The sequence below is a fragment of the Odoribacter sp. N15.MGS-14 genome (assembly GCF_000980245.1).
Classification (GTDB): domain Bacteria; phylum Bacteroidota; class Bacteroidia; order Bacteroidales; family Marinifilaceae; genus Odoribacter; species Odoribacter splanchnicus.
Genome location: NZ_LARE01000020.1, coordinates 35647 through 52652 on the forward strand (window position 1 = coordinate 35647; position 17006 = coordinate 52652).

Sequence of the window (17006 nt, forward strand, 5' to 3'; positions counted from 1 at the left end):
TTTTTCCAGATAAGTGAATGTTTTAATATTTTTTTATACATTTGCTTTGCTTATTGAGCAACCAATTTGAATATTAAGAATAAATTTGAAAGTGATTATGAAAAGAACATTGAAAACTGTTGCTACCGTTGCGTTAGCCGGGTTTGTTGTTGCTTCTTGTTCATCTCTGAATAAGATGAAAAGATTAGAAAAGAACATTGCTTATAAGGTAACTCCTGAAATGCTGGAAGCTAAAGGTGGCCAAGTAGACCTTAAAATCGATGCTACTATTCCTGCTAAATATTTTAACAAGAAAGTAACTTTGGTTGCTACTCCGGTTTTAAAATTCCAAAATGGTGGAGAAAAAGCTTATGAACCTAAAACTTTCCAGGGCGAAAAAGTGCAGGGAAACAACGAGGTTGTACCTTATGCTACCGAAAAGACTGTCAATTATAGTGGAACCGTTCCTTTTGAAGAAGGAATGAGAGTTTCCGGCTTGTATGTGAAATTTCAGGGATCTAAAGGTAAAAAATCTGCTGATTACGAATCCCGTAAAATTGCTGATGGTGTGATTGCTACCGCTACTATGGTGAATAATGCTCCGGCTATCGCTATCGGTGCGGATCAGTTCGAAAGAATCACCAAGGAAGAACAGGAAGCTGCTATCTATTATTTGATCAATTCTGCTCAGATCCGTACCAAAGAAATGAGTTCAAAAGAAATCAAGGCAATGGAAAAATTCATCAAAGATGCGAAAGCTGCAGAAGATATGGAATTGAAAAATATCCAGATTCAGTCTTATGCTTCTCCTGATGGTCCGATGTCTTTTAACGAGAATTTGGCTAACAACCGGGAAGGTGCTGCTGACAAGTTCGTTAAAAACAACATGAAGAAAAATAAAGTAGAAGAATACAAAGACTTGGATTTCTTCAAAAAATATGTTGTGGCTGAAGACTGGGAAGGTTTCAAAAAAGCGATGGAAGAATCTAATATCCGCGACAAAGAATTGATCTTGCGTGTACTGGCTATGTATTCAGATCCTGAAGTAAGAGAAAGAGAAATCAAAAATATTTCTTCTGCTTATTCTGTAGTGGCTGAACAAATCCTGCCGAAACTGAGACGTTCTAAATTTGTTGTAAATGCAGAACGCATCGGTAAATCGGATGAAGAAATCCGTAACCTGGCAAAATCTAATCCTTCTGCTCTGAATGTTGAAGAATTACTGTATGCAGCTACGCTGTTCGATAATAATGGAGATAAATTAGCTATCTACGAAGCTGCTATGAGACAATTCCCGAACGATTGGAGAGGTTTCAATGACGCAGGTATGATTCTGTTCGAAACGGGTAAAGTTGCTCAGGCTAAAGCTGACTTCGAAAAAGCGAATGCTCTGTCTGCAAACAATAAAACGATTAAGAACAACTTAGGTGCTGTTGAATTGATCAACGGTAACGTAAAAGAAGCTGAAGTACTGTTCGGTGCTGCTACCGGTGCTGGCAACGAAGTAAACTACAACAAAGGTATCGTGGCTATCATGAAAGGTGACTATAAAGCTGCTGTAGACTATTTCGGAAAATGCAACTGTGTCAATGCTGCTTTAGCTAATATCCTGGCAGGTAACAATAACGAAGCTGCTAAAAAACTGAATGAAGGTAAAGATGATTCTGCTTTGGCTTCTTACCTGAAAGCTGTTATCGCTGCCCGTAACAACGATAATAGTGCAGTGCTTTCTAACTTGAAAACTGCTTGTAGCAAAGATGCTTCTATGAAGAAATTAGCTGCTACTGATATGGAATTCGCTAAATTGTTTGACAATGCTGATTTCCAAGCTATTGTAAAATAAGTTGAATGCCATAGTTCAATATAAAGCTGCGGATTTTATTTCCGCAGCTTTTTTTATTTTCTTATTCAGAACAATCTTTTCTTTTAGCCTTTCTTTAACATATTTTTCCCGATTGTTGTTTTATATTTGCTAATCAGAGTAATATGGCTTATTATGGATGATAATTGGCTGAAAAATAATGAAAGAAATAATTGTTTTAATATTGGTGCTGGTTTCTTTGTTTTCATGTTCGAAAAGTGACGTTGTACAAGTCAGTGGACGGATTGAGAACGGAGATTCTATTGTCAGTATTTTGGTAGACGACAGCATTTATACTTTGTCCTTGGATCAGCAAGGTTTTTTTTCAGGTAAGATCGATATGGTAAAAGGTGGATATGCCACGATGTTACATAATGCCCTGAATCTTTATCTGAGTCCGGGAGAGGATCTGGAAATCTATGTGAATGCAAAAAATTTCTCAGGGTCTTTGTATTTTCGGGGGAGTTTGGGTGGGATCAATAGCTACCTGAAAGAACAGGAGATTGCAGTCTTTTTCGATAAAGACTATTACGCGCTGAACGAAGAAGAGTTCGTGCAGAAGATGAGGGCACTTATCGATGAAAAGGTGAAATTGCTGGAAGCGAAAAATTTTGACGATTCTTTTACAGAATTGGAAAAACAACGAATCGGATATTCCATTGCTGTAAGAGCGTCGTTGTATCCCTCTTTCCGGAGGAATATGTATCCGGACGAAGACTATCGTCCGGGGAGTGTTTTTTCCGATTTCTTATCCTCTTTCTCGATTAATAATGAAAGGCTGATCGGAGCAAAAGATTACCGTGATTTCTTGTTGAATTATGTTTATATACAAGGAAGTCGCGGTGCTCAGGGATGGGAGAATTATTCCAACGGGATTGCCGATTATATACTGGCTACCGTAAATAGTCCGACGATTAAGAGTTTCTTACTGACTCAGCTCGTTTATAATTATATCTGTGAAAATAACGGAATTGAGGGAGCTGATTATTTGTTGTCCGTTTTTCATCAGGAATGTACGGATCCGAATAAAATCGCTTATATCGACGGTATGGTAGAATTATGGGAAAAGATTCTACCGGGACACGATGCTCCTGATTTTGCCCTTCGGGATACCGAGGGGAAAACAGTGACTTTAGAAGCTTTCCGGGGATCCTATTTGTATATCATGGTATGGGCGACTTGGTGTGTACCTTGTAAAAGCGAATTGCCTTATTTGAATTTATTACAAAAGAAATATGCCGGTAAAAATATTCAATTTTTGACTGTCGCGGTGGGAAGAAACGCTGATGAGCAGAATACCTGGCTAAATTTTCTGCATCAGAATCCCTATGCTGGAAATCATACCTTTAGTGGGGCCGCAGATAAATTTGCAGAAGATTATATGATTATCAGTGTGCCGAGATTTATCCTGATCGGACCCGATGGGAAAATTTTAAATTCGAATGCCCCCAGACCTTCGGGACAGATTTTGCAATTATTTGAAACATTGGAGCTTTAAGGGTACACGCTTTTTAACTTTTGCAACCGAAACAAATTCTTAAATTTTCTTGGTTCATTTGGTTTTTTTATATCTTTGTAGAAAATTGCGCTATAAAATTTACAAAGTGAGATAAGAAAATGAAAAGGATTTGTTTATTTTTAATTGCTTTTACGCTTTTATTAGCCGGATGTAATTCTAATAAGGTAAAAGTCAGAGGGAAAGTTATTGGTTTACAGGGTACTGTAAAATTGTTGGCAGAGATGCCGGGACAACAAGGATTGGTGATCTTAGCCCAGCAAGATGTTACTGACGGTAATATCGATCTCGAAACAGAGGCATTGCAAATACCAGCTAGAGTATGGGTGGATGTGGCAGGAAAAAATACATTGGAATTTATTCTCGATAGTAAAGATCAGATATGGATTCAGGGAAAAATTAAATTCCCCGATCAAATTGAAGTGAAAGGTTCGGGCCTGGATATGGAATATGCGAAGTTGAAAAAAATGTTCAAGGAGAAATATGAAGGACCGATCGAACCGATCGACAAAGCAATCAAAAAGATCATGGAAAAACCCAAAAGATCGAAAGAAGAAGAAGTATTGTTGGGAGTTCATCAGTTGCAAAGACAACGTTATATCCGCGCTCGTGCTAAATATGTCAAGAACCTGATCGAAGTTAACCCGACGATGGAATTGTCTCTTTTCTTATTACAAGACGAACTGAAAGATAGTCTCGATTTACAGAGAGAGCTGTTCAAAAAATTGGAAATTGCCAATAAGGAAAGTAATATTTATAAGACTACTGCAGAAAAATTGCAATAAAAGTAAAGCCATGTAAATGGTTTTGTTTTCCCGTTTTTATTACTTAGTTGTTTTTAGGGGTACCTGTCCGGTACCCCCTTTTTATTTTCATATCATGCAGATTTTGATTATTTTGTAATAAATACTATTTTTACGGAGATATTCCTGGAGTATGATAAAGAAGACAATTATTAAAATTCTTTTGGTTGTGATGATGGCTGCATTTACGGCAGTAGTCGTTGTGCAATGGCTGTGGATAAAATATGCTATCCGGGAACGGGAAACGAAATTTACTTCGCAGGTATACGATGTATTGAACCGGGTGGTCAACCGGATCGATGAATTCAATTACCTGAGATACAAACAGGAAATGAATGAACAGATCGGGGAGATTAAAAACTACAATGACCTGATCGCTTCCCAGCAAGGGGGAACCTCCTCTGAATGGTATTCCAACAATTTGTTTAATATTCTGAATAACGATATCAATCGGTTGAAAGGTGAGCGTTCCTATTTGTTTTCAGTTGTCCCGTATGCCCGTTCCGGAATCGGGAAGAAAATAGATCAGGAATTTATCGAGCAAACGATCCGGTCGATGGAGTTACCTCAGCGGGATAGTACGGCACGGGCTGCCAGACTGGCACAGCTCAGTCAGCAGATGCAAGAATTTCTGATACGTTTGCTTCATGAAAAAGATCCTGAAAATGTATCTGCCGAACAACGTCTGGCTCATATTGATATCGATAATTTATTATTGTATGGTTTCCGGACTTATAATATTCATTTGCCTTTCACTTATGAGATTATGACTAAACAGGGACTGCTGAACAGGGTAAAAGGTGGGGCTCCTAAGAATTTTTATTATGTGGAACTGTTTCAACAGGATTTAGTCAAAAAAGGATATTATCTGGGGGTGAGCTTTGAGTCGGTGCAGCCGGTCTTACTGGAAAATATGGGGTGGCTGTTTTTAGCTTCCGGATTCTGTATTTTCGGGTTGATGTTCGTATTTATTATTACGATCGTTATCATTATGCGTCAACAGAAATTATCGGTCATCAAGAACGATTTTATCAATAATATGACGCACGAATTCAAGACCCCGATAGCGACGATATCTCTGGCTACTTCTGCTATTATGAAAGATAAGGTATTGAACGACCGGGAACAGATCCTGAAATTCAATACCATGATTAAGAGTGAAAATGACCGGATGAATAAGTACGTCGAGCGGATCTTGCAACAAGCGAAGTTGGATCGGAGAGAATTGCAAATAAATAAGACTGAGGTAGATATCAATGAAATGGTCAGAGAAGCAGCTGAACATTTTATGCTCATTGTCCAAAATGCCGGCGGAACTTTGGAGTGCAAGTTTGAAGCCGATCATTTCATCCGTTCGGTAGATGAAGTTCATATGATGAATGCTGTATGCAATCTGATCGATAATGCCATTAAATATTCGGGCGGAAAACCGGAGATATTGGTATATACACAAGAAAAGACCGGAGCTTATCTGATCGGAGTGCAAGATCATGGTATCGGCATATCGAAAGAAGCCCAGAAGAAAGTATTCAAACGTTTTTACCGTGTCCCGAGTGGAAATTTACATAACGTGAAAGGATTCGGATTGGGGCTGAGTTATGTGAAGTCTATCGTAGAGTTGCACGGTGGAAGCGTGAAATTGACTTCCAGGAAAAATAAAGGAACTTTGGTAGAGATAGAATTTAAAAAAGAATAAAATAATTTAGATTTCAGATTTATGATTTACGAAAAGAGCTTTGAAAAGCCTTGCATTAAAAGTTGAAATCGTAAATTGTAAATCGTAAGTCAAAAATCAAAAAGTATGGCACAGAAAATATTGTTAGTGGAAGATGACCCCTGTTTTGGTTCGGTATTGAAATCTTATTTGGAATTATCCGATTATGAAGTTACTTTATGTGTGAATGGTAACGATGGTTTGGAGGCTTTCCGGAAAGATAAGTTCGACATCTGTTTACTGGATGTTATGATGCCTGAAATGGACGGTTTTACCTTAGGTAAAAAAATTCGTGAGATCGATGGAAATGTGCCCTTTGTTTATATCACGGCTAAAAGTATGAAAGAAGATATGAAACAAGGTTATGAGATCGGGGCGGATGATTATATTGTAAAGCCTTTTGATTCTGAAGTACTGATTTTGAAGATTAAAGCGATCCTTAGCCGTAGTAAACACGAAGAAGCCGAGCCTAAACCGAAATTTATCACTATCGGTGAATATGTGTTCAATACCGAATTGCGGACGATCACAAAAAATGAGGAACAAATCAAATTGACCCCGAAAGAGGCTCGTCTGCTGGAATTGCTGTATAATTATAAAGATGGCTTGTTACCCCGTGAGAAAGCATTGACCGAGATATGGGGGACCAATGATTATTTTACAGCCAGAAGTATGGATGTTTATGTGACTAAATTGAGGAAATATTTTAAAGATGATCAGAATATAAAGATAGAGAACGTTCACGGCTCCGGTTTCCGGTTGGTGATTGAAGAGTAAAAAAAGCTGAGGGTAAACCTCAGCTTTTTTTGTTACTTGGTTACGGTTATTTTTCCTGCCTCACTATAGGCCGTATATTCCGGGGCGTACATGCTTTGGAAAGTTGCGATCCCGTCCTGATAGGTGCCTGCCTGATTTACCCATACCGGGTATTCCAATACGTAGGTACCTTTGGCCAGAGAATTGAAAAAGAAATTGGTAACGGCATCTTTAGATTCTTCATAGTATACGGTACCGAATTTCCATTGATTGCCCGATAACTGCCCGATGGGTTCGAAACAGGCAGCTCTGAAATCTTTCAGGTAAAGAAAATCCATGTCTTGTTTTAAAGAAAGCGTTAGGCGGGTAATCACTTTATCTCCTGTTTTCAGTTTTTCCTTTCCGAGAGGAAGGAGTTCTTGCTTGCCATCCGACCCTATTTTTTCAATAAAGAGTTTTTTAGTGACACTGAGTATTCCTTTCTGTTGTTGTACCTGATCGAATTTTTCGAAGTATTGCAAATATAAACCGCCCCAGCTAGGAGAATCGGTCGTTTTGGTGATATCGGCATTCAGCATATCGGGTTGGATTTCGGATGCTGTATAGGTATACTTTAAATAACCTAAGGGATTGGCGGTAGTAGAGACCGGTAATGTCTGTTTCCCTAATTCGACAGTTATTTTTTCAGATTGATTCAGTTGATCTTTCCCTGTTAACAGCAGGGCATAGAGCGCGTCTACGGTAGAAGGAACGTTTCCCCAATTTTGAGTTTGTTTTTGCCGGAGTAACCATTGTTTCATCAATTCGGTCTCGGGCGTATTCCCTTCTAACTCGTAAAAAGCTTCCATCAAGGCAACGTGAGTCTGAATGGCTGAATTTCTGTAAATTTGTCTCCGGTTATTAGGCCAGTACATCCCTTGTTCATTATTCGTGACTGCATATTGGCGCAGGGATTTCAGTATGTTTTGTGCTTCTTGCTTAAAACCGTATCGGTTTAATGTAACGGCAGTTAAAGCTTTTTCATACAGAGTGAAATCGCTCCATTGCTTTTGAGTTAATGCTATAAAATATTTGTGTGCTTTCAAAGCATCTCCCAAGGGGATATCCCGATATAGACTCCTGACATAGAGGTAAAGGATTTGTTCGTATCCGATTCGTTGGGGAGTTGTCTCAAAATCTTTTCGGATTTCATTATCCAGGTAACGAAGTGCTTTTATTTGCATCTCTTTCTCTTGCTCATTGAAAGCCCGTTGGCCGGTAAGATTAGCCCTGGCCATAATCGCAAGAACATTGGCAGTCATAAAACGACTCGGATACATTCCTTTGAACCAACTCCAGCCTCCTGTCGGATTTTGTAATGCTGCAAGCTTTTGGAGTATACTTTTTTGTTGGTAATCTAATCTGTTTTGGTCGAATAATTGAACCAAACTCTGTATACATTCTGTTTCCGATTGTGCTTGCATTACCCAAGGTGAAGCTTCCAGCAAAATGGATTTCAGCTCTTGGTTCTGTTCCAGTTTGGACAATAAAGTCGGGTCGTCTGCGGATAGATGCCAGCTGCGGATAACTCCGGCGATATGAGGATTGGCATGTATAATACGCTGGGTTATGCTGTTGACATAATAGGCACCTGATAAGTCGGTGATATTTTCGTTCTGAGGTTGTTGTATGGAGGGGATAGCCAAAACAGCATACCAGATCGGATTCTCGGTTAATTCGAAAGTTAGCCGATAAGGAGTGATCGTGGTGTTGGGTTGTTTTAGCGTAAAGGTATGCTTGCCGGTCTGATTCGTGTAGATCGGTAAGGTCTGAGTGATTAAAGTTTCTGTCGGCAATACGGGGAGCAAATGTTGCTCGCCATCACTGAAGTGCCCGCTTTGAGCGGATACTCTGAATCCCAGCAAATCGATATCTGCCGGTACAGTGAACTGGAAAGTTAGCGTTTGACTGCCCTGGGGGTGTGTCCGGAAAGTCTGATTTTGCTGCATGAAAACTTTTTGATTTGCCGGATCGAAAAATTCAAAGTTTACTTTGCCTTGCTGAAGAGTATCCGACAGGTTACTGACGGTTACTTGCAATTCCGTCTGATCGCCGGTTCTGAGGAAACGGGGCAGATTCGGGCGTACCATCAGCGGTTTGGAAGTAACGATCGTTTCGGATAATTGCCCGAACAGTAAGGCGGGTGTCGTGGCGAGAGCTGTGAATTTCCATTGGGTTGTCGCGTCAGGTATAGTAAAACTGATATCGACATATCCTTCCGGATCTGTTTGTAGTTGGGGATAGAAAAAGGCGGTCTCCTGGAAGTTCTCCCGGTAGTTTATTTCGGGGGTTGGCATTCCGGATGATCCGGCTTCGTCTAATGCCGCTTCTGCAAAATCACTGGCAGCCAACTTGGCTGAACCGGTCATGTAGGTATTTCCCAACGCTTTGGTTGAAAACCGATAATGGGAATGTGAAGATACATAAGTCTGTAATTCACTGAAAGAAAGAGGTGTGACAGGATAAGAAGGACGTTTAAAGATATTACTCCACAAAATAATCCGGTTCTCGAGGTTATAATGGAATGGAGCCCCCCATGAATAAGGTTCGCCAGGATTTAAGTGAGTCGGTTGAAAATTAAAATAATAAGGTGCGATTTTATCGAGGGAGGCATCGTACATCATGGCCAATAGCTCTGCTGTCACAGGTTTGCCTGCAGCATCGACAACCCGAAATTTCCAGCTTTCCGATTGTCCCGGGGTAAGGTGGTCTCTGAAAACTTTGGTCTCTACGGTTAACTTACGATCCGGTTCTGTCTTTTGGATAGGGATGATCTCCGAGAAAAACTTTTTGTCCTTTACATAGGAGATATACAACCAGATTTGTTTTCCGTATTCTTTCAGAAAAGGGATATCGATCGAAAGCACTTCGTCTGAAAGAACAGGGTAAGACCGTTTGATTAATTTATCGGAAGTATAAATATCATATCTGACATAGGCTTCTTTGACTGAAGTACCGAAAAGAATACGTGCTGTTTCACCCGGACGGCAAGTGGTCTTTTCTCTGACAATCCACTCGTAGGTCGGGAAAGGTGGTTTCTGATCCAGAGGGGAATAGAGGAAAAAGACTCGATTTGTCTTGATTTGGTTGCATTCCACTGTAAATAAATATATACCTGATGTTTGTTGGGTTAAATCCGGAAAAATAGAATCTTTTCGGAAGACGTCTAGATGACCTTCAAGGATGTTTTTTTCTACGATAGTGTCTTTGATTTCTAAATTGGTTTGTAATTGTTTGGGGGATACCAATTTTTGTATGGTGTACTTTACCGGATAAGCACTGGAGTCGTTGCCGATTTCCTCTAGTGAGATATGAAAAGCAGTACGTTGTTGTTTATTCACTTGTTCCGGGATTTGTAAAGCTGGGGTTGCTTTGCCGGAATAGATGGGAATACTCGTGCCCGCTTCCTCTGTTTCACCTTTGGTATCCGTCACTTTTACCTTTATTTCATAGAGATAGGAGTTGCGGAAAGAGGGATAGGACGGAATATCCTGGGCTTTAAAAGTAATCTCGAAATTTCCCTCGGCGTTACTTCTGGTAATACCGTGGATTGTGGTGTCTCTATGTGGAAAATAGAATATCGGCGATGATACCGAAATGGCATAATTGATTTCGGTATTAGCCATTTTTACGCCGGAAAAGCTTCCGACCTGTCCTTCCAGCCGGACGATATCACCGACAAAATAGGTTCGTGTCGGTTTGTGAAAGGTGATTTCGAATTCAGGTCGTTTGTAATCCGCAACCTCGATGGTAGTCTGACCTTTTTCGGTATAGAGGGTAAAATATCCGTTAAGGATGCGGGCCGGAATGACGAAACTTCCTGTGAAGGAACCGTATCGGTTGGATGTTACTTCTTGTTGGGCGATTTCCTTGTCGTTGGCATCCTTAAAGCTGATTTTGTATTTTTGACCTTCCAGCGTATAAAGGGTATCTAGGGTTGCTTTCCAGCCGATACCTTTATAATAAACCGTTTGGCCTGGCCGGTAAATCCTTCTGTCGGTGATTAAGGTCGTATGGTTTTGAGAGGTAGGAGAGGTATACCACCGGTATATCGGGTTGATGGGACCATTAGGGTTCTCCGGATTGATTACCTGATAAGCCAGATTTTGTTTAGATAAATTTTGGGAAGAGAATGCCAGTCCCCGGGAATTGGTAAACACTGTGTCTAGTAGGGTGTAACCCGGATAGTTGGGTTTATAAAGAAGAATTTTGGCCTTGGGAATGGGTTTGCCACTCTTCGAATCGTATACGGAATAAATTTGCTGGTTCTTGCTGTTCTGAGAATTTGAAAATAAACGGGTGGCGATAACAGTTTGGGATACACTATGTTTTGTCTCCGTTGTATTTAATGAAATCTGATAGAGTCCGGCTTCGGGAAGGGGGATATGGATGGTGGTATCTTGTTCGATCAGACTGGGAGTTAAGGTGAAACGTTTTTCGTAAACTTTACGTTGGACATTGTTCTTATCCTGATTTTTCAATTGTTCGTATGCCTCGGTCGTGAGATCGATTCGGTAGATTTGTAAGGTGGCATTGTCCAGGTTCTGTGAAGTCAGTTTTAAGGCAACCTTTTCTTCCGGGTAGATTACTTCAGGGAGTTGGAGCGATAGTTTAGGAGCTTTCATTTCGCTGACGATCGAACGTAGCAAGTTGATACGTGTATATTTAGGATATAAATGTATCCCTTTTTCGCAGAAGTTGATGATCTTTTCTTTTTCTTTGATGAGTTGTTGTGGATCGGCAGATTGCCCAAATGTAAAGGAAGATAGGGCTTGTACATATTCATTGGCTTCTTTAGCCATCACTTCGATGACAAAAGGACTGCCGATGTATTTTTGGGTCAGTTCCTGCAAAGCTTTTAGATAAAGGGAATCTCTGTCTTCGGAAGAAAGTTTTTTGGCATATTCCAGACGGTCCAGATCGGTAGCCAGGAAAGCCGGGAGATTGGCTTGTTTTTTCCGGAAGCGGAGTAATTCTTGCCATATCTGCAAAATGGTAGCCGACCGCCCTTTTAGTTCTGCGGGAATAGGAGTGGCGATAAATTCGTCGGCCGGAGCGAATAGTAAAGGAGAATCGGAAGATGGTTCTGCAAAGCCGGGAGTATTGGTTTGCAAAAGAATATTTATAGCCCGGTAACAAAGAAAGTCGTAAAGTGTAGGACGTAATGAATCCGCTGGAGTCAAAGAAGTCAGTATGGCTTTGTATGCGCTCAAAGGAGTTTCTTGTAATTTTCGGGCAGGAAGCAGAGAGGCTGCTACACATTTTTTGATTTTTTCGGCGAAAATATTACTGCTCCAGCTTGCTATATCTTCCGGAATATAATCGGTTACGGGGGTGCGTTGGTTGATCAGATAGCTGTTGTTATTGTAGTACTCTGCATAAAGCTGGGCACAATAGGAATTTATGACAGCTATACCGGCAGAATCCGTCTCCTGGGAAAGGTATTTTTCGACTTCGCTTAATATTGCCGGATAGTCCTCGTGATCGATCGCTAATGTAAAAGTAGTTTTTAAAATCAATGATTTGATCAGTAAAGGGGTATCGTTGTTTTTGATGGCTTGTCGGTATAGTGCCTCGGCGTCTTTGATGGCTTGTTGAGGATATCGATAGTAGTAGGCCGTCAAGGTGTCCTGCGGGGAGTGCTGTGCGTAAGTGGCTGAACCTATAAATAATAGTATGCCGATTAAAAGTTTACTTAGTCTCATCTGTTTCTATTTTTATGATACATACGAAATATTTATCGTCTTAGAGATGCAAAAACGAATGGAATTCCATAAAATTAAAAATAATTTGTGGTAAGAAAAGAAAAGTTTTGTCTTTTATTTTAGGATTGTTATCTTTATTGGCAATATGGAAAGTAGAAATAAGATATTGAAAAGTAAAAGATTGAAACTGATCCGGGGAGTGATGTATCTGGATGTTTTATCGATTTTGTTGAGTGTGATGATGATCGATATGCGTCATTTTACTTTTTCGTTGTATTCCGGGGTTTGTATGCGTATCCTTGTGTTGCTGGGGATTTTTATACTTCTTTTGATTGGTGAAAGAAGTTTGACACGTTATCTGCGCAAACATCGTAATGAATGAAAGAATTTCTTCGGGAATATCCCCAAAGCTTTTTTGACTTGGGGGATATTCTACTGAAGAAATCGCTGGGTTTTATTCGAAATCACCTTGTTTTAAAAATTCTGTGGCGGCATCGATGTCTTTATACATCACTCTGTCTTGCCCGTTGAAGGGGACGATGCTACGGAATTCTTTCAGGAACTCTTCCAGGTAAGGTGAGGTTTTGGTTGGCCGCTGTAAATCGATTGCCTGAGCTGCATTCATCAGTTCTATTGCTAAAATACGTTCTACGTTTTCGGCAACCTTAACCGTTTTCGTCGCTGCATTTCCTCCCATGCTGACATGGTCCTCCTGTTCGTTGGAAGAAGGAATAGAGTCTACAGAACAGGGAGTGCACAATTGTTTATTTTTGCTTACAATAGCTGCTGCTGCGTATTGAGGAATCATAAAACCGGAGTTCAGGCCCGGATTGGCTACCAGGAATTCAGGAATATTTCCCCGGTCACCTGAAATCAGCCGGTAAGTACGCCGCTCGGATATACTGCCTAACTCTGCCAAAGCAATACTCAGGAAGTCCATCACCAAAGCCAGAGGTTGACCGTGGAAGTTGCCGCCGGAAATAATCAAATCGTCTTCCATGAAAATGGTGGGATTGTCCGTTACGGAATTAATTTCCCGTTCTACAACAGAAGCGACATACATGATACTGTCTTTACTGGCTCCGTGAACTTGTGGCATACAACGGAAAGAGTAGGGATCCTGAACATGTGTTTTTTCTTTTTGCTGGAATTCGGACCCTTCCAGTAAAGTACGGATATTGCGTGCTGTTTCGATTTGACCCGGGTGAGGACGTGCGGCCTGGATCTGAGGTAAGAAAGGATCGATTCGACCGTCGTAAGCTTCTAATGAAAGCGCTCCGATGATATCGGCATATTTGGCAATCTTGAAAGCTTTCAATAAAGCATATACGGCATGAGAACTCATAAACTGAGTACCGTTTAATAGTGCCAATCCTTCTTTAGCTCCGAGTTCGATCGGGGCCCAACCCAATTTGGCATTGATTGCTTTTGCATCGCAAATCTTGCCTTTATACCACACTTCTCCTTCGTTAATTAAAGGTAAAAATAGATTGGCCAAAGGAGCTAAGTCGCCGGAGGCTCCCAAAGAACCTAATTCACGGACTACCGGCAATACATTATGATTGAACATATCGATGATCCGTTCGACGGTCACTAACTGCACACCGGATTTCCCCAGCGACAAAGCATGTGCTTTCAGCAATAACATCAGACGAATGATATCCTGATGAATCGGTTCTCCAAGACTACAAGCGTGTGACATCACCAGGTTGGCCTGTAATTGGCTGAGGTCTTCTTTGGAAATACTGATTTTGCATAATGAACCGAAACCTGTCGTTATGCCATATAAAGGTTTGGCAGAACTCTCGATTTTATGATCCAGGTAGGCTTTACAATCGTTGATTAATTTTTTACTATCTTCGGAAAGAGCCAGTTTGTAATTCTTACTTAAAATTTTATCGATGACCTCGAATGTAAGAGGTGCTGGAGATATATAATGTACCATGATAATTGAATGTTGAAAATTAAAAATTGAAAAATGCACACATCACATGTAGTGAAAGTTGTTTCCCGTTTTCACTGTTCTTTTTCATTTTATCATGGACATCTGGAATCGTATCCGTGACTTTTCAGGGGACGATGTTCCTTTTTATATATCTGCATAAATACCGGTTGATGAATGTTTTATTCGTCTTATCGCTTGAGTCTTTCGACTAACTCTTCCATTGTAACATTATGCTGTTCACCCGATAGCATATTTTTCAGGGAGATAATACCTTCTTGCATTTCATTTTCGCCGATCAGGGCTACGAAAGGTATCTCTTTTTTATCTGCATAAGTCATCTGTTTTTTCATTTTAGCGGCTTCCGGATAAATTTCCGCATTGATACCGGCTTCCCGCAGTTGTTTGAGAAGTGGTAAACAATATCTTTCTTCCTGCTTACCGAAATTGACGAAAAGGATCTGAGTGGTTGTCATATTATCTTTGGGAAACAGATCCAGTTGATTCATGACATCGAAAATACGGTCGGCACCGAAGGATATACCTACTCCCGACATATTTTTTAATCCGAAAATACCGGTCAGGTCATCATAACGTCCACCTCCGGTGATACTACCGATCTGGACATCTAAGGCTTTTACTTCAAAAATAGCACCGGTATAATAACTCAAACCACGGGCCAGGGTAAGGTCCAGTTTGATTTCGGTCCGGATGTCCACATCCTTCAGATAATCGAATACAATGGATAGTTCTTCGACACCTTTTAAACCGATAGGGCTATCCTGTAAAATAGTTTTGAGTTTTTCCAGCTTCTCACTATTACTTCCTTCCAGGTTCAAAATAGGTTGCAATTTGACGATTGCTTCTTCGGTGATTCCTTTTTCCCGTAATTCAGCATTAACCTTGTCCAGACCGATTTTGTCCATTTTATCGATGGCTACTGTAATATCTGTCAGCTGGTCCGGATAACCTATGATTTCTGCAATTCCTGCCAGTATTTTCCGGTTATTGATTAATAAACGCACCTTGATTTTCAGACGCCGGTATACTTCGTCGACCATTTGAATCAACTCTACTTCATGCAAAAGCGAATCACTTCCGACAACATCTACGTCACATTGATAAAATTCCCGGTAACGTCCTTTCTGAGGCCGATCGGCCCGCCAAACCGGCTGGATTTGATAACGTTTGAAAGGAAAGGTTAATTCGCTTTGATGTTGTACGACAAATCGTGCGAAAGGGACAGTCAGGTCATAACGTAATCCTTTTTCTGAGATCTTGTTGGTGAGCTTTATACTATTCTTTTCTAATAATTCCTGATCGGAGATGTTCCCGATAAAATCTCCTGAATTTAAGATTTTGAATAATAGCTTATCCCCTTCCTCTCCGTACTTGCCCATTAAAGTGGACAGGTTTTCCATGGCTGGCGTTTCCAGCGGCATATAACCGTATAGTTTAAAAACACTCTTGATCGTATCGAATATATAATTGCGCTTCACCATGATTTCAGGTGAATAATCTCTTGTTCCCTTTGGTATAGAAGGAAGTTGTGCCATAATTGTATTTGTTGTTTTTCCTTACAAAAGTATATAAAAAGTGTGATTGAAAAATAATGGTATTGGTGATATTTTTATTTTTTTGGAAAAAAATTGTTGGGTAGAATTGTGTTTGTATTTATTTTTTTCAATTTTGTAATTGAAATCATGTTAGATCAGATAACCATAAATAAGTTTATTGCCGGCGATGTGAAGGCTTTTGAACGTTTGTTCCGGAAATATGCGCGAAGTATGCAGCTTGTGGCATTAGGACTTTATCGGGATACAGCTGTGGCAGAAGATGCTGTTCAGGAAAGTTTTGTGTATTTGTGGAACCATCGGAAGGAGATGAAGCCTGATATTGCCATAGAGGGTTATTTATATTCTTGTGTGCGGCATTATGTGTTGAATTATATCCGGCATCAAAATATCCGGATCAGGCAGGAAAAAGAGATTGTGCGTGAGCAGGAATGGTTAGCGGGGTTGACGTACGATGAGATTGATGTAGATGCTAAATTATTGACTATAAAGAAAGTAATTGATGCATTGCCGGAAGGATGTAGAAAGATATTTGTGATGTCTGTAATTGAGGGAATGAGCTATACAGATACGGCCAAGGAATTGGGGGTGTCGGTGAATACAGTAAAGTCACAAGTGAAGATTGCTTATAAGAAATTAAAAAATACGGTTCAGAAATCTCCTGATAATATGTATCTTACTATTTTATTTTTACTTTCCTTAAAAAAAATACTATAATTTTTTCACCCTTTCGGGATGTTCATGTTCTTTATAAAAGAATTTCAAAATGCAGGAGCATGGATACAAGTACCAAAGAGGAATTATTCCGTAAAGTATGGGCAGCTCTTTATGAAGAGGGGAACAAAGATGAATTGCAGGTGCGGGAAGTTGTCGACCAAATGTATATGGCTGTAAAAGAACCGGAGTTGGATATAGAAGAAGTGTTTGATAAAGTACAAAGGGAGATAGGTACGGTAAGGAATAAGGAGCGGAGATTATGGTGGAATGTGATAAAGTATGCAGTTGCCGTAGTGTTACCTTTGGGGTTAGGTGTGGCGGGATATATCCTTTGGAATGGCCGTGGGAATGAGCAACAGCAGCAAATGGAAGGATATGTACGTCCGCAGAATGCCGTTAT

The 17006-nt window shown here is 40.2% G+C and carries 11 protein-coding genes; 8 read left to right on the forward strand and 3 right to left on the reverse strand.

Features of this window, described 5'->3' with window-relative positions:
• Positions 1-97 precede the first annotated feature (97 nt).
• The 5 genes from WS34_RS06475 to WS34_RS06495 all read left to right on the forward strand — a co-directional run bounded on the left by WS34_RS06475 (position 98) and on the right by WS34_RS06495 (position 6650).
• Positions 98-1822 carry a tetratricopeptide repeat protein gene (locus tag WS34_RS06475; RefSeq protein WP_013612083.1) on the forward strand — a complete coding sequence of 575 codons (1725 nt, stop codon included), beginning with the start codon at positions 98-100 and terminating at the stop codon, positions 1820-1822.
• 178 nt (positions 1823-2000) lie between these two features.
• A complete protein-coding gene (locus tag WS34_RS06480; protein ID WP_046403842.1) occupies positions 2001-3338 on the forward strand; it encodes a TlpA family protein disulfide reductase in 1338 nt (445 codons plus the stop codon).
• Positions 3339-3457: 119 nt separating this feature from the next.
• Positions 3458-4141 (forward strand): hypothetical protein, encoded by a 684-nt coding sequence (locus WS34_RS06485; protein ID WP_013612081.1) that lies wholly within the window; start codon positions 3458-3460, stop codon positions 4139-4141.
• A gap of 151 nt (positions 4142-4292) precedes the next feature.
• The gene (locus WS34_RS06490; RefSeq protein WP_254703187.1) at positions 4293-5855 is read left to right on the forward strand and encodes a sensor histidine kinase; all 1563 of its coding nucleotides are present in this window, start codon (positions 4293-4295) and stop codon (positions 5853-5855) included.
• Positions 5856-5960: 105 nt separating this feature from the next.
• The gene (locus WS34_RS06495) at positions 5961-6650 is read left to right on the forward strand and encodes a response regulator transcription factor (RefSeq protein WP_013612079.1); all 690 of its coding nucleotides are present in this window, start codon (positions 5961-5963) and stop codon (positions 6648-6650) included.
• A 32-nt stretch (positions 6651-6682) separates the two neighbouring features.
• On the opposite strand, the gene WS34_RS06500 is transcribed toward WS34_RS06495, so the two are convergent.
• On the reverse strand, positions 6683-12373 hold the full coding sequence (locus WS34_RS06500; protein ID WP_046403848.1) for an alpha-2-macroglobulin family protein: 5691 nt from the start codon (positions 12371-12373) through the stop codon (positions 6683-6685).
• A gap of 145 nt (positions 12374-12518) precedes the next feature.
• Between WS34_RS06500 and WS34_RS06505 the strand changes: the two genes are divergently transcribed.
• On the forward strand, positions 12519-12755 hold the full coding sequence (locus tag WS34_RS06505; RefSeq protein WP_013612077.1) for a hypothetical protein: 237 nt from the start codon (positions 12519-12521) through the stop codon (positions 12753-12755).
• Positions 12756-12827: 72 nt separating this feature from the next.
• On the opposite strand, the gene hutH is transcribed toward WS34_RS06505, so the two are convergent.
• Positions 12828-14318: a histidine ammonia-lyase gene (gene hutH / locus WS34_RS06510; RefSeq protein WP_013612076.1), complete on the reverse strand. Its 1491-nt coding sequence runs from the start codon at positions 14316-14318 to the stop codon at positions 12828-12830.
• Positions 14319-14506: 188 nt separating this feature from the next.
• Positions 14507-15871, reverse strand: a complete 1365-nt coding sequence (gene hisS, locus WS34_RS06515) for a histidine--tRNA ligase (protein ID WP_013612075.1) — start codon at positions 15869-15871, stop codon at positions 14507-14509.
• Between the two features lie 147 nt (positions 15872-16018).
• Here hisS and WS34_RS06520 point away from each other — a divergent pair, with 147 nt between their 5' ends.
• Both WS34_RS06520 and WS34_RS06525 read left to right on the forward strand, forming a co-directional pair.
• A complete protein-coding gene (locus WS34_RS06520; RefSeq protein ID WP_046403821.1) occupies positions 16019-16606 on the forward strand; it encodes an RNA polymerase sigma-70 factor in 588 nt (195 codons plus the stop codon).
• Between the two features lie 59 nt (positions 16607-16665).
• On the forward strand, positions 16666-17006 hold a 341-nt coding region (locus tag WS34_RS06525; RefSeq protein ID WP_046403850.1), incomplete at its 3' end, for a hypothetical protein.